Genomic DNA, 18,480 nt, shown 5'->3' with positions numbered 1-18,480 from the left:
TTAGTCGTTCACTACCACTTTGTCCATTTTATCTCCTTGATTGATTTGGTCAATTACGTCCAAGCCATCTACTACTTTTCCAAAACAAGTATGGTTTCTGTCCAGGTGAGCCGTGTTCGTTCTACTGTGGCATATGAAGAACTGAGATCCGCCAGTATTTCTGCCTGCGTGTGCCATAGACAATACACCGCGATCGTGAAATTGATTGTCGCCGTCCAGCTCGCAGTCGATTTGGTAACCAGGGCCTCCAGCACCCGTACCATCAGGACAACCGCCTTGGATCACGAAGTCAGGAATTACTCTGTGGAAAGTCAATCCATCATAAAAACCTTTCTTAGCCAAGTCAGTGAAGTTCTTTACTGTATTAGGAGCATCTTTTTCGAAAAACTCCAACTTCATTACACCTTTTGAGGTGTGGATTTCTGCAGTCATAATTTTTTTATTCTAATTTCAAAAAGGCAAATCTAAATGCTTAATTTCGGAAATTGATTGAATCAGTCGATAGATTCAAAAAAGCATTAAACAACGACCCATGAGCAAGAACCTGAAAATCGATATGCACACGCATATCCTGCCCGAAAAATTGCCTGACTTTGCTAAGAAGTTTGGTTATGGTGATTTTATCCACTTGGTGCATAAAAGACCACATTATGCTGATATGATGAAAGGTGGTGAGTTCTTTCGGGAAATCAACGAAAACTGCTGGGACCCTAAAGTACGTATCGAAGAATACGAAAAATTCAATACAAACTATCAAGTGGTTTGTACCATTCCAGTGATGTTCAGTTATTGGGCGAAGGCAGATGATTGTTTAGAGTTGTCGATGTTTTTGAATGATCACATCGCTCAGGTAGTGAATGATTATCCAAAGAATTACATTGGGCTTGGGACTGTGCCTATGCAGTCGGCAAAACATGCGGTAAAGGAGCTGCATCGAATCAAAGAATTAGGTATGCCAGGCATACAGATCGGTTCGAATATCAATAATAAGAATTTGAATGAGCCAGAGTTTTATCCAATCTGGGAGGCTTGTGAACAGCTCGGCTTAGCTGTTATGATCCACCCATGGGAAATGATGGGTAGAGAGCATATGTCTAAATACTGGTTGCCTTGGTTGGTGGGCATGCCAGCGGAGACTTCTCGTGCGGCCTGCTCTTTGATCTTTGGTGGAGTGATGGAGAAGTTTCCGAAGGTACGATTCAACTTCTCGCACGCGGGAGGTTCATTGCTGGCGACAATTGGTAGGGTAGAGCATGGTTTCAACTGTCGCCCAGACTTGGTAGCCATAGACAATTCAAACAATCCGAGAGAATACCTAGGTAAGTTTTGGGTGGATTGTATTACGCATGATCTTCCATATTTGAAATATATCATCGAAATGATTGGCTCTGAGAAAATAACTCTGGGAACTGATTATCCGTTCCCGTTGGGTGATTTAGAGATAGGTAAGTTTATAGAAGAAAGCGATTTGTCTCAATCTGATAAAGATAATATCATGTATCAATCTACCCTGGATTGGTTGGGGATGGATTTATAGCATTAAGCTTTTATGAAAACGCACAAAATGTGAAATAATGAAGTCGAATATGTATCATATAAAATGGCTTTGTTGTTCAGCATTCCTGATTGGCTTGAGTTCTTGCAATTTCTCTCCAGGTAGCTATCCGTATGCCGAAAGGTACGAAATAGATATGAGTGAAGATCAGCTAATAAACAGGCTAAAAATTTACAAGGAGTTACATCCTGAGCTGAAACTCCCAGTTGGAGTTAATATGAAAGATGGTAAAAGGGATAAAGTCGATCATTGGCATCACTTTTATTTCTACCGGAAAGAAAGTGATCAAGTTGTAAAGACTTGGGTCAGGAGAATTGATAAGGAGAGATCTACTTTTGCATTTGTAGCAATATTTGATAGATCATTTCAGCATGGACTGAAATTTATTAATAAAGATTTTGATGATGAAGAAAATGAAATTCTAAAAAGTAGATTTGAAGAAGAGATTTTAGTTAAGGTGGTTGATTTCTCTTCGGTGCTTCTTTTCTAATGTGAGACTTAAACCTATAAGGCTTTCAAAACCTTATAGGTTATCTAAGGAGACTTACTCATGAATTGTCAATAGCGGAATTTTGATCTGCATGACTACCTTTTTTGTAGTGCTTCCATGTACTAACTTCTCCCATAAGTTATGTTGTCTGGGATACATGGCTAGCATATCTAGTTTTTTACGCTCTGAAAACTCCATGATGCCTTCAAGGGGTTCTTCATGATAGATGGTAGCAAAAGTATGTTTGATATCCTTCAGTGAGCTTTCAAGGAACATGCGCTCACGAGCTGCTTCACTTATAGACTCTTGGTCACTTTCTTCAGAAATGTGGAAGATGTTGATTTCAGAATCGTACATTTTGGCCAATAGAGACAAGATGCTTAGGCGATTCATGTTTTCTATCTCATGAAGGTCTGCCGCAAAGCCGATATGTTTTATATCAAAGCTGTTCACATTTTCTGGGATGACCAATACAGGGACATCCGCAGATTTGATGACCTGTGCACTCACACTACCAAATAGATTTTCTACCACGTCATGTTGACCTTTTGTGCCCATTACTATGAGGTCAATGTCATCTTGTTCAGTGCATTGATAAATGGCATCCGATGTAGGTGCCATAAATACCTTAGTGGAATAACTTACGTCCTTCAATTGTGGTATTTGGTCTGGCAGTGATCTGAACTCCTCTTTTACTTTTTGTTCTTCCTCCTTCAGTAGTGGTTGATTCACTAAATCTACAGCCATTACATCCATTGGTGCATAAGAGGGTACATGAAAGGCATTGACGACCTCGATTTTTGCCCCTTGTTTGGTGGCAATTTCTGTGGCAACCCTAAGTGCGTTGATAGCGCACTTAGAAAAATCTATCGGAACTAATATTTTGGTTATACGCATGGCTCTTCGTGTTTGATTTACTCAAACTTAGACCATGACTTGATTTATTATATTGAGCTATGTCTCCGGAAAATCTGATTTTCCTCATATTCAATGATTAATAAGGTTTCTCGCCTACAAAATTCCCTGGAGGATCATATTGACATACCCAAATGTCTCTACCATTGCAGGTAGCCACGCCGCAGCCTACTTTGGTAGTATTCTCCCAAACAATTTGAGTGTAATGACCGCAGTCTTTGTCTGTTGCGCAAGTGTTCGAATCGTAATCATAGTCTTCAATCTCAGAACCCCAGCTCATCACTACATCGGTGGGAGAGAAGGCGCCTTCCGTGCCGGCCCAAATATTCTCACCAAAGTCCCCACCCGAATGTTTGAACTCACAGTCTTTGGCTAATTCATCGGCCCAGGCTTGTGCAGAGGTGGCAACTTCTTCGGACCAGTTAATGTTCGCAATGCCCACATCGCTTCTATATTCGTTATGTGCATTCAGAATTTCCTGAATAGTAGATTCTTCGAAAGAAGGGAAAGTGTCACCTCCATCATCATCAGAGCCGCAGCCAAAGAGGAAAAAAGTAAGAAAAAACAGGAATGAGAAGTATTTCATGTTCTATTTTATTTTTAGTAAGGTAAACAATTTAGCTGCATCATTCCATTAGTAATTTGTGTTGACTGACAATTGCCTATTTTTGGATTAAACTAAGAGAGTTGTACTCAAAAGTCAAACTCATGCGCACTACGATAGTTTTATTTTTTCTCTTTTCATCTATTGGAGCCTGGGCTCAATTAGACTCGCTGAAACAGGTTTTGGCTACAATGCCTGATTCAGAAGAAAAACTTAAATGGATACCACAGACGTGTTTTGCGTACCGCAAAAGTGATCCGGATATACTGGAGGCTCTAGCTAAAGAGGGACTAGTTATAGCCAAACGTATGGGGGATTCTCGAATGCCGGCCATATACAATAATATTTTAGGTTCTGCTTATTGGCTTCGAGGTGACAACGAAAATGCGGCCACTTACTATCTGGAAGCTCTTCGGATCGCTACAGAAAACGAAGATTACAGAAGTATCGCTTCGAGTAACTCAAATTTGGGAAATGTGTATGATGCTATGGGCAATTATAAAAGAGCCATTGTTCATGGCAAGTTGGCTGCGGCTGCCGCTGAGAGCATGCAAGATACAGTAAGGTTGGCCTCTATTTACTTAAATCTAGGTAAGGCATTTGCAGAAAATTTGGTTTTAGATACGGCACTTCAATTTCTTAGGAAGGCGATTGTGTTCAAACAGGCTATTGGGGATGTAGATGGGGAAGCATTACTCCACAATAATGTAGGTTCGATACTTATTGAAATGGACTCCCTAGAGGTGGCTGAAAAGCATCTGCAAAAAGCAAAAGATACTTTTGAAAATAAGAAACATTTTTTGGTGAATGATCTTTATTCCAACTTGGCTGTCTTGCACGCAAAAAGAGGGAGGTATAGCCTGGCTCAAGTTTACGTAGATTCAGCTATTGAAATGAGCCAAAAGTCTGGTGACCCACTGAGTTTGATTCATGCCTATGAGGACAAGAAAGATATATCTGCTGCTGAGGGTAGTTACAAGAAAGCCTTTAAGGCATTTGAGAAACTCTATGAGTTGGATCAATCAGTAAGAGGAGAGGAGGTGCAAAAGAAGGTAGAGGTTCTTCAATTAAAATATGAAGAGGAAAAGAATCAGAAACAGATCGCATTGTTGGAAAAAGAAAAGGCCGAAGAACAGCTATTCTTATTCCGGACGTTGATTACCGGCGTTTTTGTGATTTCATTTCTCTTGTTTCTGATTTTGATTCTGAGACTCAAGGTGAAGAATTCAAAACTCAAAGAAAAGGACCTGCAAAATCAACTGGTTCAGAAGAAAAAGGAACTGACCTCCTATGCATTGAATTTTATTCAAAAAAATGAACTCATGGGAGAACTGACAGAGAAAATCAACGAACTGAAGAAGGAGTCTTTGCCAGATACAAACAAGGGGCTAAATAAAATTAACACGATGATCTCTGATAGTTTTAGAATAGACCAGGATTGGGAAAACTTCAAACTAATGTTTGAAGAGGTTCACCCCGATTTCTTTGCCCTTCTCAAAAAACAATATCCTGATTTGGGCAATGCTGAATTGAAGCTTTCGGCACTGCTACGACTGAATATGAATTTGAAAGAGTCATCTAGAGTGTTGGGTATTTCACCTGAAAGCGTAAAAACAGCTCGTTATCGTCTTAGGAAAAAACTAAAACTAGAGCATGAAGAGAATTTGGTGGATTTCTTTCTGAAGTTTGAAAATGAATTGACAACTTCCAATTGATGGTCTATTTAGACGTAGATTAGAAATATTCATATAAAGCGTTTAAACAATTCACGTTAAGTACCTCCAAACAGTTTATTTCGACTATAAATTGCTGATCGTCATCCACTAAATTTATGGAATTTGTAAATGCTACATTCTTGTCTTTTGTATTTGTGACTACCATGACGCCTGGGCCAAATAATATTTCCAGTGCTTCTATGGGCATGTTGTTTGGATATCAACAAACACTCAAATATTTGTTGGGTATCGCCTCAGGTTTTTTTCTACTGCTGTTTGCCTGTGCTGTCCTTTCAAGCTCTCTATTGTATTACGCACCTTGGGCTCAGCAGTATTTGAAATATGTAGGAGCTGCCTATATCGTTTGGTTAGCTTATAAAACCTTCAGCGCTAGCTATGTTGCCAACCAAGAAAATACCCAATTGGCTAGCTATTCTAGAGGATTGTTGCTGCAGGTAGTGAATCCTAAGGGACTTTTTTATGGAATGACCATTTTTACTTCTTTTCTGGTGGGAGCAAATGAAAAACCAGTTTGGTTATTAAGTTGGACGGTATTTCTTTCTTTGGTGTGCTTTGTCAGTGTATCTATTTGGGCGTTGTTTGGGGCTATGATTCAAAAGTATATGAAGAATGAAAAAGCAAAAATGGCGATCAATGCCTTGCTCTCGTTGGCATTGGTATATACTGCTCTAGATATAATCGGATTGTTTGACTAGTGGCTATTGGTGAGGCGAGCTTAAATAGGAATTATTCCGTTTTTTTCCGTTCTTTACAAAATGCTTTCTTCAACTCTTACTCAAAAATTTACCCATCTATTTAAAATTTTAGATTTCGATCATGATGGATTGCTCATGCAGAGTGATTTTCAAAATCTAGGGGACAATGTAGCCATATTCAGGTGTCTGATGCCACCTTCGGAAGTAGAAGATTTCATAACTAAAAGGGGGCAGGATTTTTGGCATCGACTCACGGAGTTTTTAGCCAATCAAGAACCAAGTAGGTGTAATTTGACCAATTGGTTGAAATTTTTAGAGGCTGTAGCGGTCAATGAAATTTATGGCCCATTTGAAGAAGTAGCGAAACAAATGGCTGAAGATATATTTTATATCTACGACAAGGATCATAATAACTTCTTGTCTAAACAGGAGTATATGTGCTTCTTCGTGTCATTGCGAGTAGAAATTAAGTTCATTGATATTTGCTTCAAAAAGTTGGATATCAATGGAGATATGCAACTGAGTAAGGAAGAGCTCGCTTCAGCGTTGGTGGATTTTTTCACCAGTGAAGACACCAAAAAGCCAGGGAATTTACTCTTTGGTAATCCAGAAAGTTATCAGTTTGATACCAGAAGAACTGTCTATACGGAAGTTTAAATAATAAATCTTGCAAGTAGATTTTAGGGCATAAAAAAACCGTCACATAAGATGCGACGGTTTGGTGTGATTCGTCTGGGGCTCGAACCCAGGACCCACGCCTTAAAAGGGCGTTGCTCTACCAACTGAGCTAACGAATCGAGTTAGACTATGGACAATAAAAAACTCGGCAGTCACCGAGGTCTTTATTTGAAAGTGATTCGTCTGGGGCTCGAACCCAGGACCCACGCCTTAAAAGGGCGTTGCTCTACCAACTGAGCTAACGAATCATACTTTTTCGCGCCGGAAAGTTTCATTTTTCTTGACCCTTCCCTTATTTTGCGGTTGCAAATGTAGGCACGAGATGAGTAAAAAACAAAACAATATCTTCAAATTTATTACAATACTTTTTGTCGGTTTATCGACCACATCTTTTTCGTCTTTTGGAGGGGAAATCAAGGGACAATTGGCCCAAGCCGATTCATTGTTTAAGCTTCAAAAATATACCGAGTCTTTCGAGATCTATGAGCAGGTATTCGAGGGGAATAATGAGGCTTCTCCCCAAATGCTCATGAAGATGGCTTATATCAAAGAGGGGTTAGGAGATTATAGCCAGGCTTTAGTTTACTTAAGCAAATATTACGAACAGACTTCAGACAAACGGGCACAGAATAAGATGGAAGAACTGGCCAGTGAACATGAGGTTTATGGGTTTGCATTATCCGATACTACACTGTTCAAAGGACTTGTGCACAAATATTACCTTGAGTTTAATATGCTCATTTTTAGTGTTGTTATTTTCTTGATTGCCATTGTTCTTTATAGAAAGTTCAAGTCGGGTTCTAATGCTATGCCATATGCGATTTCAGCAATTGTGGTGTTATTGTTCTTTTTTTGGTTAACTAATTTTGAGCTGAGCGAACCGAGAGGAATTATCATTGAAGATCATGCTTACCTGATGACAGGACCCTCAGGAGGAGCGGATCTGATTGAAGTAGTGAAAAAAGGACACCGTCTCAATATTCTTGATGAAGAAGGTGTTTGGGTAAAGGTAGATTGGAATGGACGTGAAGCATACATCAGATCGAAAATGATCAAGCGTATTAGCTAGCCTTTTCTTTCAATGGCGAATCGGGTTCTTTGGCCAATACATTATAGACTATCTTGTCCATTAGTCTTGGTACAAAGTGGTTAAGGAAATTTAGCCACCAGCAAAGTGGTGTGAGTATGAAGTTCCTCGTCTTTTTTTGATGTCCTTTATAAATTCGTAACGCCACCTCTTCGGCGGTCATCATTTTGCTTTCGTCTTTAGGAGATTCTCCTTGTACCTTTCCATCAGCTGTCAAAGCTGCATTACGGATATTTGTACCAGTATATCCCGGGCTGGCTACCAATACATGCACGCCTCGATAGAGTAATTCCGTTCTTAGTGCTTCAAAGAAACCTTCCATGGCAAACTTAGAAGAGGAATAAGCGGTACGAGCAGGGGTACCACGATGTCCGTTTATTGAAGATATGCCAATGATTGTTCCTTTTGATTCCAGTAAATGGGGTAGGGCGTACTTGACATAGTTTACAGTACCCATAAAGTTGATGTCCATCACCTCTTTGAATACTTTTAGATCCAGGTCCTCAAACATGGCTCTCATTGAGATGCCTGCATTACAGATCAGTACGTCTAAAGATCCAAAGGTTTTAATGGTTTGTTCAATTACATCCTTTGCACCTTCTTCGCTGGCTGCATCAGCTTGAACGCCCAAGGCTTGGTAGCCAGAAGATTGAAAGGATTGGATGACTTGATCTAATCTTTCTTGATTTCGACCAGTTAATACGAGGTTATATCCTTTGGAAGCATACAGCTCTGCACAGGCTTTGCCTATTCCTGATGTTCCTCCCGTGATGACAACTGTTTGAGATTTGGGCATTGGTAATTCTAATTCAGCTCGAATTTAATAAGTCTTGAGGTAATACTCGTTTTTGAGATAAATTGTTTCCAGCTTTGGATTCTTTATTAATTTGGCTTTGAATTAGTGATTGGATAGCCTACTTCATGCACCTATTTTTTAAATCATTTTTAGTCGGTCTACTATTAATATGCGGCTTCTTTCAGGGAATGTCAGCAGAGCTTTTTGGTACCGTGACTGACCAGCAAGGAGAACCGCTTCCTTATGCTACGCTATACATACAAAACACTACCAAAGGAACCACAACCAATATTGAAGGCCGATATAGTATCGAGCTTTCGCCGGGTGATTATGTATTGGTTTATCAATATGTAGGCTATAAAAAACAGGAGATTCCCTTAAAAGTGGATCATCGTCGTATACTACTAAACGTTGTGCTGGAACCGGAGGTATTACAATTGCAGGAAGTGGTGGTGACAGCTAATGGTGAAGATCCTGCATACGCAGTAATTAGAGAGGCTATAGCTAAAAGGAAGTATCACTTGGAGGAAGTGGAGGCTTATAAATGCAAAGTCTATATCAAGGGCATGCAGACGCTGGACGAAAGGCCGGACCAGGTGCTGGGTGTGAATATTCCATTGGATACCGGTATTGTATATCTGTCTGAGTCGGTTTCTGAATTGAGTGTGGCGCAGCCTGATAAAATCAAAGAGGTTATGATTTCCTCCAAGGTGAGTGGTAGTAATTCTGCTTTCAGCTACAATCAGGGTTCGCAGATGTTGATCACCTTTTATGATAATTTATTGACTTTTCCAGGATTGTCAGAACGTGGGTTTGTTTCACCGATTGCTAACAATGCGATGATGTTTTATGACTACAAACTGGAAGGGACCATTCTCGAAGGTGATCATTTGATTAATAAGATTAGAGTCATTCCCAAAAGAAAAAATGATCCCGCATTCCAAGGTTTTGTCTATATCATGGAGGACTCCCGGAGGATTCATAGTGTGGATTTGAAATTGACTAAAGAACACCAGATCGAGTTTATTGATCAAGTCAATGTCTACCAAGTGTATGCTCCTGTACAGGAAGAGGTTTGGATGTTGCTTTCTCAAAGGTTCACCTATTACTTAAATGTGTTAGGCTTTAGAGGCAATGGAAATTTTGTAGGTATTCATTCTGAATATCAAATACAGTTGAATGACGAAGCAGCTCGGTCCAAAGGAATTTCAAATGAACAACTTTTTGCTGATGGTTATTTTGACAATGAGGTGCTCAAAATAGAAAAGGAAGCCAATCAGAGAGATAAAGATTATTGGGAAGATGTGAGACCCATTCCTTTAACTAAAATTGAGAAAGTAGACTATTTGTGGAAGGATAGCCTGCAGGTCTTGATGGAATCCAAGTCTTACAAAGATTCAGTAGACAAGTATGCCAATAAGTTCAATATAGAGAACCTATTTATAGGTGGTTATTTTAGACAGCAATCCTTTAAAGAGCAATACTTTAGATTTCAGCCTATTTATGATCTGGTACAATACAATACAGTGGAGGGGGCTGTGGTCAACTTTAAAACGGTCTTTACCCAGGAAAAAGATGCGATTTGGAAGTATCAAATCACACCAACCTTACGGTATGGGTTTTCGAGTGATAATTTTTATTATAAGGCCAAGTTTGCTTATCAGTTTGATCCAATCAAACGAACCAGAGCTTACTTAGAAGGAGGGAAGTTCGTTTCTCAATTCAACGAGGATGCTCCCATTTCCCCTTTGATCAATTCATTTGAGAGCTTGGTCAACAGAAGGAGTTATATGAAGTTGTATGAAAAGTCGTTTGTCAAACTCTATTATTCAAGCGAGGTGGTGAATGGTATTACCTGGAAATCAACTTTAGAGTATGTCCGAAGAAATGAGCTTTACAACACGGCAGACTATTCTTTCTTTTACAACGAAGATCGAGATTTTGAACCGAATGCACCATTGACTGCGGAATTACCAAGTACTTCTTTTGGCACTTCTGATGCGCTTGTTTTTGGAACAAGTTTTTACATCAAGTTTGGGCAGAAGTATATCACTCGACCAGATCAAAAGTTTAATTTAGACAGTCCTTACCCGACGTTGTTTGTGTATTACCGAAAGGGGATTCCTGCCCTGGGTTCAGATGTTGATTTTGATGAGATGGCTATCAGAGTATTTAAAGGTGTCAACTATGGCTTGTTTGGTAGCGGTAACTATACAGCTTGGGCTGGCACATTTCTAAATGATAAGCAGATGACATTTATTGATTTCAAACATCATATGGGCAATGAGTCTGTATTTGCCAGGTTTGGCAATGATCATTATCAGCTATTAGATTATTATCAGTTCAGTACTTCGGGCAGTTGGGTAGGCCTTCATGCTGATCACCATTTCAATGGTTTTATTTTAAACAAACTGCCATTTATTAGAAAAACAAAAGCTCAGGTGGTAGGAACTGTCAAGTATCTACATACACCTGCTTCCAGTCATTATCTCGAATATGGAGTTGGATTAGAACACCTCTTCAAAGTACTTAGAGTTGACTTTTACGGTGCCGTGCAGGATGGTTCTAGCTATGGACATGGGTTTCGAGTGGGTCTTGGGTTTTAATCACCTGACCAAAGTAATGACACCTTTGTAATCAGTATTGAGATAATCAATGTGAAAATAATAGGTGCCTGGATCAGCACCATCACCTGTCCACACAAACTCCCTGTCGTTAGATTGGAAAATCTTTCCTCCAGCTCGATCAAAAATTACAATAGACTGAAACTGATCATCACAGTTGTCCGGAGGTAGATTGTAATAGTCTTCCGTCAGATTGCTCAAAGTATAAGTGTCATTGTGACCATCTCCATTAGGAGAAAAAGCATTGGGAGGAGTAAAGATATCGTAGTCGACTGATAGCTCTTCAACTTGGAAGTTTATAGTGTGGACTCTTGATTCTATGTTTGGACAATTGTCATCGAAAACTAAAAAATCAACAGGGTATGTTTCGGGTGTGCGATTTTCTCCAAGCAAATCACACTCCGGTGTCCACGTAAGGGTGGAAGAGACTGCACCTACTCCTGTATTTCCTTCAAAAGAAAAACCCTCTGATGAAGGTGCAGAATTGACAGACAATAAATCTAAAGTAAGTAAATCTGTGTTGTCACCATCAGATGCAATTACTTCCAGAACAAACTCGTCATTGACGCTCAATGAATAGAATTCTTCATTTTCGAATACTGGTTTTGTATTGGGAGGTACCACCACATTTACTTGAACTGCCAATGTATCAGCATTGGTCTCCTCACAGTAGTCCGTATCCTCAGCTATAAAGTAGAGTGTATAGGTTGCGGTGCTTTTGATGCCCAGATTGTCGCAGGACAAATCCCAGGTAAGTGGCGATTCGACATTTCCGCTACCTTGTTTGTCTTCGAATGAAATTCCTACACTACTAAAGTTGAAGATGTTTCCAACTCCTTTGAGTTCTATGGGGTCTCCATCGTCGTCGTCAGCTCGTACATCAAAAAGTAAATTGGATTTAATCTGTCTATTATAATCAGACTCTGGTCCACTAATTTCTGGAGCAGTATTAGGCGGAAGAATTACCTCGAGTTCATAGAAGAGGGTGTCTCCACTGTCAAATGCACAAGTGTCATAATCCTCAAGTACTACGCCCAGGTCAAAGGTGTTTTTATCTCCAAAGGGGTAAGTTTTGCAGTCTGTATTCCAATTGAATTTCACCTCTTTTCGTCCATAAATGTCCAAAATAGTATCTAGAGACATACCATAGTTTACAGGGTCGTAACCTTCTGCATAAAAGAAGAACCGCAACGAATCAAAAGGGTCATCATCAACACCGATTAACAATTCGTCCAGCGCTACAGTTTGGCCTTCGGCTTGTGATCTTATTTGAATGTTGTTTGCGTCAGGACTTTGATAATAGGGGCTATTATTTGGCGGAGGTTCCACATTGATGGTCATTCGTACGGTATCTCGCTGAGGAAGAGGGCAAGCATTGTCTGAAGCAATGAGGTCTATAATATAGGGCTCGTTTTGAACATATGGACAATCAGAAATACAAACTTCAACTCTTAGCGTATCTCCAGATGCATTGATTGGGCCTGAAGTGAACTCAAAGACATCAGAAACATCGGCATTAAAATTTACTCCTTCTGCCTTGAGGGTCACGTTTTCACCTGCATTGTCTACTACTAAATACTCAAAACACTTCTCCTCAGCAGCTGAATAGTTGATGATATCAACTTCATTGTAAAATTCCGTTTCTCCAGGCAAACGAACTTGAGCTTTTGGTGGAGTAGGTGGATCACAGCCATCGATGACCAACATCTGAAAATCGCGTCTCAACTCTCCTATTTTTTCTTTGTTTCTATACTCTTCTACTAATACTGAAAAAATATACAGCCCAGTAGAGGTGGGGTTTACTGTCAAAAAACCGGCAGAAGTTATATTTAAAGAGGGATTGCCCGGAATGATATTATTGATGTTGGAGCCATTGGCATAAATCAATTCCACAAAGGGTTTAGGTTGTGGAATGGGAAGAGCCACTTGTGAAGTACTATTGTACGGCAGTTGTAAGGAGTAGGCAATAGAGTCTCCATCAGCATCAGTACCTGCAAAATCGGTGTAATAGGTTTGGTTTACACAGGCATAGTCACTCAGCGGAGGGAATAGCTGTGGCGAAGAGTTTATAAATTGTTTTCCATCTTTGATCACTGGAGGAAAGTCCAATGCATACGTCATGCCTTGTCCTCCCGGGTTTACAATATTTGATATGGAAGTATTTCGACAACATCTTTCCCAAACTACATAATACCCTTGTGGTTCATTGAAAATTTCAGGCTGCAGCGTGATTTCTGCAGAATAAAAAACTCTGGAAGTCTGTAGTGACCCAATCGCACAATCTGGATTACTATATTCAACAGCCTGTTCCGAACTCAAATTGAGTGTTTCAGTTCTTACTAGAGTATGATCGCTATTTCTGAAAATATAAACCTGAACGGATAGGTCTGGGCCAGGATTGTCAGTTTGTGCCTTGTCGAAGTACTGAACCAAATTGAGGTAATACTGATAACCATCAATATGTACCAGCTCCATCTCTCCGCCCACGATATGAAAGGCGAGAGCCTTGAGTTGGGATAAAAGAGCAATAAGTAAAACCAGTATCAGTTTTTTCATGTTGGAACAAGATAAACAGAGGATTGATAAAACGGGAATTTATTTTGCTGAATTGACCCACTCTGTCTTTATAGAACCATTTTACCATTCGAAATAATTCCTAAATGTTGAATCTGAAACATTGAATTTTGAAAGATCAATTATCTAATTTTGCCGGCTCATGGCAAGAAAGAAAAAGAATATTGTAATTGAAAACCTGACGGTGGAGGCGGTAGCCGCAGAAGGTAAGAGTTTGGCAAAGCAGGATGATGGTCGGGTAGTTTTTATAGAGAGAACTGTACCTGGTGATGTGGTGGATGTGCAGATACGGAAAAAAAGAAAGTCCTTTCTGGAGGGTTATCCAGTTAAATTTCACAAATATTCTGATTTGCGTATTGAGCCGATTTGCGAACATTTTGGTGCTTGTGGGGGGTGCAAGTGGCAGAACCTGGCCTACGATTCTCAGCTGGCCTTCAAACAACAACAGGTGATGGATCACCTCACTCGCATTGGAAAGGTAGAATTGCCAGAGGCTGCACCAATCATAGGCTCAGCCAAAACCGACAGATATAGAAACAAACTGGAATTTACATTTTCCAATAAGAAATGGTTGACGAAGGAGCAGATCGATTCTGATGAGGTGATCGAACGAAATGCACTCGGTTTTCATGTGCCTCGATTATTCGATAAGATCGTGGATATTGATACGTGTCACCTCATGACTGATCCAGCCAATGCCATAAAAAATGAAATACGATCTTTCGCCATAGCCAACAACTATTCATTCTTCGATATCCGAGAGCAGGTTGGTTTGTTGCGGATTTTGATGATTCGATATACAGATGCTGGCGAGTTGATGGTGTTGATTCAATTCTTTGAAAATGACGAAGAAAAAATCAATACTTTGATGAATCATCTCAAGGAGAAATTTCCAGAGATTACTTCATTGCTCTATGTGATCAATCAAAAGAAAAACGACACCATTTACGATCAGGAGATTCTAACCTTCGCAGGAAAGGATCATATCGTAGAAAAAATGGGTGCTTTGGAATTCAAGATAGGACCAAAGTCATTTTATCAGACCAACTCTGCCCAAGCCAAAGTATTATACGACAAAACGCTGGAGTTTGCAGACTTGCAAGGGGATGAGCTGGTTTATGACCTTTATACAGGTACAGGTACCATAGCCAACTACTGTGCAAAAAATGCAAAAAAAGTAGTAGGAATTGAATATGTGGAAGCTGCCATTCAAGATGCTTTCGTCAATGCAGAAGTAAATGGTATCACCAATACCGACTTCTTCGCTGGCGATATGAAAGACTTGCTCAATGACGAGTTTGTGGCTCAGCATGGTCAGCCAGATGTGATCATTACCGACCCGCCAAGAGCAGGGATGCATGAAAATGTGGTGAACATGATCTTGAAACTTTCACCGAAGAAGGTCGTCTATGTAAGTTGTAATCCTGCGACTCAAGCCAGAGACATTGCTTTGATGGACGAGCAATACAAAGTCACCAAAATTCAACCGGTAGATATGTTTCCTCATACCCACCATGTGGAGAATGTGATTTTGTTAGAATCATTGTGATTTTGTACATGTTGTAAAAAATTCCTGTCTGCCTCCTGCGTTGGAGCCAGAAGTGACTTGTTCTGTTCTAGTACCATCAGCTTCTACCTGACGCATTTCAGCTTCTGTAATTCCACAACGTGAAAAGCTATCTTCTTGGCGGAGAAAAAGAAAATCATCAGAATCAAAAGTTTGAATTACACGCTTGCATTCAAAACAAAAAGTTGGATCCTCCTCCTCACATGCAGTCATGGAGAATAAGAGACATCCACTTATAAATAAGAACACTGGAATTGGGTTTTTAAAATTTCTTTTCATGATGTAATTATGGTTCGTTAAATATACTGTTAACTAAAATGGATTCTACATAAGATATGTCTAGCTATAGCCCGTCGGTAATTGCTTTTTAACAATTGGAAAAGCTTGTTATTTTGTATCGTTGAAACAGGAGTATTTTCAGTTCATCTTTGATTGAACTGTCTAGCGTTGATTGAACTGAGATAACCCTTTAGAAGCATACTGTGTTTTTTGAAGATTCTGATAAATTGCGGAGAACTTTGGCCATTTCACACCTATTTACAAGAACCTAATTTCTTTAACTCTTTCGAGTTGATATTGACAGATGCTTTTTGTCCGGTAGCAGCCAGAATTTTACCAGTTTTCGTATTTACAAGACATTTGAATACGTTCACATTTGAACTAGAAATCTTTATCGCTGTATTAGCAGGAGACGTTCCGCTAACGATGTTTAAGGGTATAGCCAAAGCAATTATTTGGTCCACATCATTTTCAATTAGCTTGAGAAGCTCAGCAGTAGGTACCGGATTGACGGAATTTCCAAAAGCTTTACTCATAGATTCTTTGGATTCATTCTTCTGAACCATCTTTTGATCTATTGTTAACGAATACCTTGATTTTTCACTGCAATTTTGTGTCGATTGATCTTTTGCGTAGTTATGAAATGAATAATTCTTATTCTGCTGTGCCTTGGTAGCTTCCAGATGATTTATCATTAGTTTAAGGGCAATCTTATAATCTTCATATTCCATGATTTCTGTCTCATCCCGATAAGGAATAGCAGGAAGAAAAAAGGAATAATCTGCTTTTTTACTTTCTATTCTTGAATACTTTATTGACTTAATGTGAAGGTTGGAGCCTACCGTAGTAAACGGTTCGTAATACAAAACTGTGTAACCAGATGATCCAATTTTTCGCAACTGTTCCACCTCTGATGAGGTTTTGTATTCAATGGACGGATGAGATTTTAAAATTTTGTTAGCAGCCCGAGATATAAGCTCATTGTACTTTTTTGGGAACATTAGATACTCACCCTTTTGGGTTGTATACTTATCTTTTAAATTCTGCTTTTTTGCGTTAGCAATCTTTTTATCGTAAAAGTCGACTGTTTTTTGATCGGTCTCCAGTTGTTCGACAATGAGTGTGCGACTAATAAGTTCATCGATGATCTCAGGATTGGTTGATGTCACTTGTCCCCACAGAGAAACACTATTCGCCAGTGGCGTGATGATTAAGATAAATTGAAATAATACTGTCCGTTTCATTTGTTTTGCTGTTTTGTCAAAACTAGTTTCAGCAAATTCATTATGTCTTTGAATGAAACGGGAATATGTTCAGTTCAACTTTAGTTGAACTTTTTAGTGTTGATTGAACTAATATATTCTTTTGGGAGCATGTTAGTTTCTTTTTTGAAGGCTTTAACAAAAGTAGTTTTGGACCTAAAACCGGATTCATCAGCTATTGTCTTAATGGTGAACTTACCACTATCACCGGCTCTAAAGCGCTCCATGACATCCATAACTCTGTATTTGTTGATGAAATCATAATAGTTCATTTTGAAATGTTTTCTCAAGATAAACGTAATCCTACCTGAACTTACTTCCAGTTTGGAGCTAAGTGAAGCCAATGTGATTTTGGGGTCTCTGAAAAACTTGCTTGACTCCATTAATGTTTTCAACCTTTGAGCTAAATCTTCATCCTTTTCTGAATCCTTTTGAGTTGAACTTGAAAGGGGTGAAGTGAATCTTGTCGGGCTTAATAGAAAATTGTAAGCCAAGTATAAATTGAGATAAAACATAAGTAGCCAAAGTGGATAGAATGTACTATCGGGAACCTGAGATGGGTAGACCGAAAGATCTGCAAGAAATGTGCTGATCCACAAAAAAAAGATTACGACTATCGTTAAAAAAACGTGTTTGAGTTTTGGTGATTTTGAGGCGGCTTTGTTGAAAATTTTTATAGCCTGAAAAATAAAAAAACCATTGTAAAGTACAGCTAATGTTTCATAGATGTGTAAGGTAAAAACGTCAAAAAGAATTTCGAATTTATCCTCAGGGTTTATGAAGCATATGTATATCCAAACTAAGCCAGTTAATGCAACATCAAAGTAGCCAGCAAATAGACTTTTAGAGCTTAAAAATTTCCTTCTGTTATAATTGTCTTGACTGATGAGGCAGGAAAACTCACGGACTAATGGGCCTAGAAAAAATACAACGGGAAAGCGATCTAAACAAAACCAGTAATAATTAAAGCTCAGGTAAGGAACAATGATCCAGCTGACAAAGTTGAGAGATGTCAGAAATATAAACAAGGTAAGAGTTATACTGATATTGTTTCTCTTGGCTTTAGAGATGAATACCAGTATCAAAAGAAATAGTGAGTTGACCAAACTGGTGATCAATATAATTTCGACAATGTTTAAATCCATTACTAAATTTTAACCACTTCAATGCTATTAAATAATTTGGTTAGATAAAAAATAAAGTACAAAATTTCGGGGATAGTAACCCAGCTTTCGAGTGATGATGATATTTAAAATCATAGGTGGAGATACCCATTTTCAGTCTAGTGTTAGTGGATTTTTTCGGTCGATTTCTTGTGTCTTCAAAAGATGAGAAGCATTTCCCATCATTTTCACATCGGGAATAAAAAAAATGAGAAATGAATATATCCTTGTCCGAGGAAAAGTTTGATAAGCAAAAAAGCATCTCCTGACGCTTGAAAAGGGTGTTTTTAAGCCAAACAAACATCTCATGTGGAGAATATTGTCTTATTAGAGAGTAGAGTGTAAATAAAGGTTGAAGTCTTAAGAGACACACTTCTAGGAATTGAATGTAAAAAAAAGCTGCCCCGAAGAGATCGGAGCAGTTTGTGTTGTTGTGTATTAAAATTGATTAATAT

General features: G+C 39.0%; 16 protein-coding genes and 2 tRNA genes. 8 read left to right on the top strand and 10 right to left on the bottom strand.

Going from position 1 to position 18,480, the window contains the following annotated elements:
• Nucleotides 1-435, bottom strand: coding sequence for a peptidylprolyl isomerase (locus ACO6S2_RS14295; protein ID WP_420580952.1), 435 nt, complete (start codon nt 433-435; stop codon nt 1-3).
• A 97-nt stretch (nt 436-532) separates the two neighbouring features.
• Between ACO6S2_RS14295 and ACO6S2_RS14290 the strand changes: the two genes are divergently transcribed.
• Both ACO6S2_RS14290 and ACO6S2_RS14285 read left to right on the top strand, forming a co-directional pair.
• Entirely contained in the window at nt 533-1,537 is a 1,005-nt protein-coding gene (locus tag ACO6S2_RS14290) for an amidohydrolase family protein (protein WP_422359237.1), read from the top strand.
• A 154-nt stretch (nt 1,538-1,691) separates the two neighbouring features.
• Nucleotides 1,692-2,045, top strand: coding sequence for a hypothetical protein (locus tag ACO6S2_RS14285; RefSeq protein WP_422359236.1), 354 nt, complete (start codon nt 1,692-1,694; stop codon nt 2,043-2,045).
• A gap of 54 nt (nt 2,046-2,099) precedes the next feature.
• Here ACO6S2_RS14285 and ACO6S2_RS14280 read toward each other — a convergent pair whose 3' ends face one another.
• Nucleotides 2,100-2,942: a universal stress protein gene (locus tag ACO6S2_RS14280; RefSeq protein WP_422359235.1), complete on the bottom strand. Its 843-nt coding sequence runs from the start codon at nt 2,940-2,942 to the stop codon at nt 2,100-2,102.
• Nucleotides 2,943-3,039: 97 nt separating this feature from the next.
• Nucleotides 3,040-3,546: a pathogenesis-related family 1 protein gene (locus ACO6S2_RS14275; RefSeq protein ID WP_422359234.1), complete on the bottom strand. Its 507-nt coding sequence runs from the start codon at nt 3,544-3,546 to the stop codon at nt 3,040-3,042.
• Nucleotides 3,547-3,668: 122 nt separating this feature from the next.
• Here ACO6S2_RS14275 and ACO6S2_RS14270 point away from each other — a divergent pair, with 122 nt between their 5' ends.
• The 3 genes from ACO6S2_RS14270 (at nt 3,669) to ACO6S2_RS14260 (ending at nt 6,652) form a co-directional block, all read left to right on the top strand.
• On the top strand, nt 3,669-5,279 hold the full coding sequence (locus ACO6S2_RS14270; RefSeq protein WP_422359233.1) for a tetratricopeptide repeat protein: 1,611 nt from the start codon (nt 3,669-3,671) through the stop codon (nt 5,277-5,279).
• 116 nt (nt 5,280-5,395) lie between these two features.
• Nucleotides 5,396-5,995, top strand: coding sequence for a LysE family translocator (locus ACO6S2_RS14265; protein WP_422359232.1), 600 nt, complete (start codon nt 5,396-5,398; stop codon nt 5,993-5,995).
• Nucleotides 5,996-6,055: 60 nt separating this feature from the next.
• Entirely contained in the window at nt 6,056-6,652 is a 597-nt protein-coding gene (locus tag ACO6S2_RS14260; RefSeq protein ID WP_422359231.1) for an EF-hand domain-containing protein, read from the top strand.
• 67 nt (nt 6,653-6,719) lie between these two features.
• Here ACO6S2_RS14260 and ACO6S2_RS14255 read toward each other — a convergent pair.
• Both ACO6S2_RS14255 and ACO6S2_RS14250 read right to left on the bottom strand, forming a co-directional pair.
• Nucleotides 6,720-6,792: transfer RNA gene (locus tag ACO6S2_RS14255), tRNA-Lys, on the bottom strand.
• A gap of 56 nt (nt 6,793-6,848) precedes the next feature.
• Nucleotides 6,849-6,921 (bottom strand) — tRNA-Lys (locus tag ACO6S2_RS14250).
• A 74-nt stretch (nt 6,922-6,995) separates the two neighbouring features.
• On the opposite strand from ACO6S2_RS14250, the gene ACO6S2_RS14245 reads away from it, so the two are divergent.
• A complete protein-coding gene (locus tag ACO6S2_RS14245; protein WP_422359230.1) occupies nt 6,996-7,742 on the top strand; it encodes an SH3 domain-containing protein in 747 nt (248 codons plus the stop codon).
• On the opposite strand, the gene ACO6S2_RS14240 is transcribed toward ACO6S2_RS14245, so the two are convergent.
• The gene (locus ACO6S2_RS14240) at nt 7,735-8,556 is read right to left on the bottom strand and encodes an SDR family oxidoreductase (RefSeq protein ID WP_422359229.1); all 822 of its coding nucleotides are present in this window, start codon (nt 8,554-8,556) and stop codon (nt 7,735-7,737) included. The genes ACO6S2_RS14245 and ACO6S2_RS14240 overlap by 8 nt on opposite strands.
• 125 nt (nt 8,557-8,681) lie before the next feature.
• Between ACO6S2_RS14240 and ACO6S2_RS14235 the strand changes: the two genes are divergently transcribed.
• Nucleotides 8,682-11,162 (top strand): DUF5686 and carboxypeptidase regulatory-like domain-containing protein, encoded by a 2,481-nt coding sequence (locus ACO6S2_RS14235; protein WP_422359228.1) that lies wholly within the window; start codon nt 8,682-8,684, stop codon nt 11,160-11,162.
• On the opposite strand, the gene ACO6S2_RS14230 is transcribed toward ACO6S2_RS14235, so the two are convergent.
• A complete protein-coding gene (locus ACO6S2_RS14230) occupies nt 11,163-13,736 on the bottom strand; it encodes a gliding motility-associated C-terminal domain-containing protein (RefSeq protein WP_422359227.1) in 2,574 nt (857 codons plus the stop codon).
• Between the two features lie 160 nt (nt 13,737-13,896).
• Here ACO6S2_RS14230 and rlmD point away from each other — a divergent pair, with 160 nt between their 5' ends.
• On the top strand, nt 13,897-15,303 hold the full coding sequence (gene rlmD / locus ACO6S2_RS14225; RefSeq protein ID WP_422359226.1) for a 23S rRNA (uracil(1939)-C(5))-methyltransferase RlmD: 1,407 nt from the start codon (nt 13,897-13,899) through the stop codon (nt 15,301-15,303).
• Here rlmD and ACO6S2_RS14220 read toward each other — a convergent pair.
• From ACO6S2_RS14220 to ACO6S2_RS14210, 3 genes are all read right to left on the bottom strand, one after another.
• On the bottom strand, nt 15,295-15,600 hold the full coding sequence (locus ACO6S2_RS14220; protein ID WP_422359225.1) for a hypothetical protein: 306 nt from the start codon (nt 15,598-15,600) through the stop codon (nt 15,295-15,297). The two genes, rlmD and ACO6S2_RS14220, sit on opposite strands and share 9 nt — an antisense overlap.
• 254 nt (nt 15,601-15,854) lie before the next feature.
• Nucleotides 15,855-16,844 carry a hypothetical protein gene (locus tag ACO6S2_RS14215; protein ID WP_422359224.1) on the bottom strand — a complete coding sequence of 330 codons (990 nt, stop codon included), beginning with the start codon at nt 16,842-16,844 and terminating at the stop codon, nt 15,855-15,857.
• 80 nt (nt 16,845-16,924) lie between these two features.
• Nucleotides 16,925-18,007, bottom strand: coding sequence for a helix-turn-helix domain-containing protein (locus ACO6S2_RS14210; RefSeq protein WP_422359223.1), 1,083 nt, complete (start codon nt 18,005-18,007; stop codon nt 16,925-16,927).
• Between the last annotated feature and the right edge of the window lie 473 nt (nt 18,008-18,480).

The organism is Reichenbachiella sp. (assembly GCF_965233835.1).
Classification (GTDB): Bacteria; Bacteroidota; Bacteroidia; order Cytophagales; family Cyclobacteriaceae; genus Reichenbachiella.
Note: the sequence above shows the minus strand (reverse complement) of the source record. Positions and strands in the feature narration are given on the sequence as shown.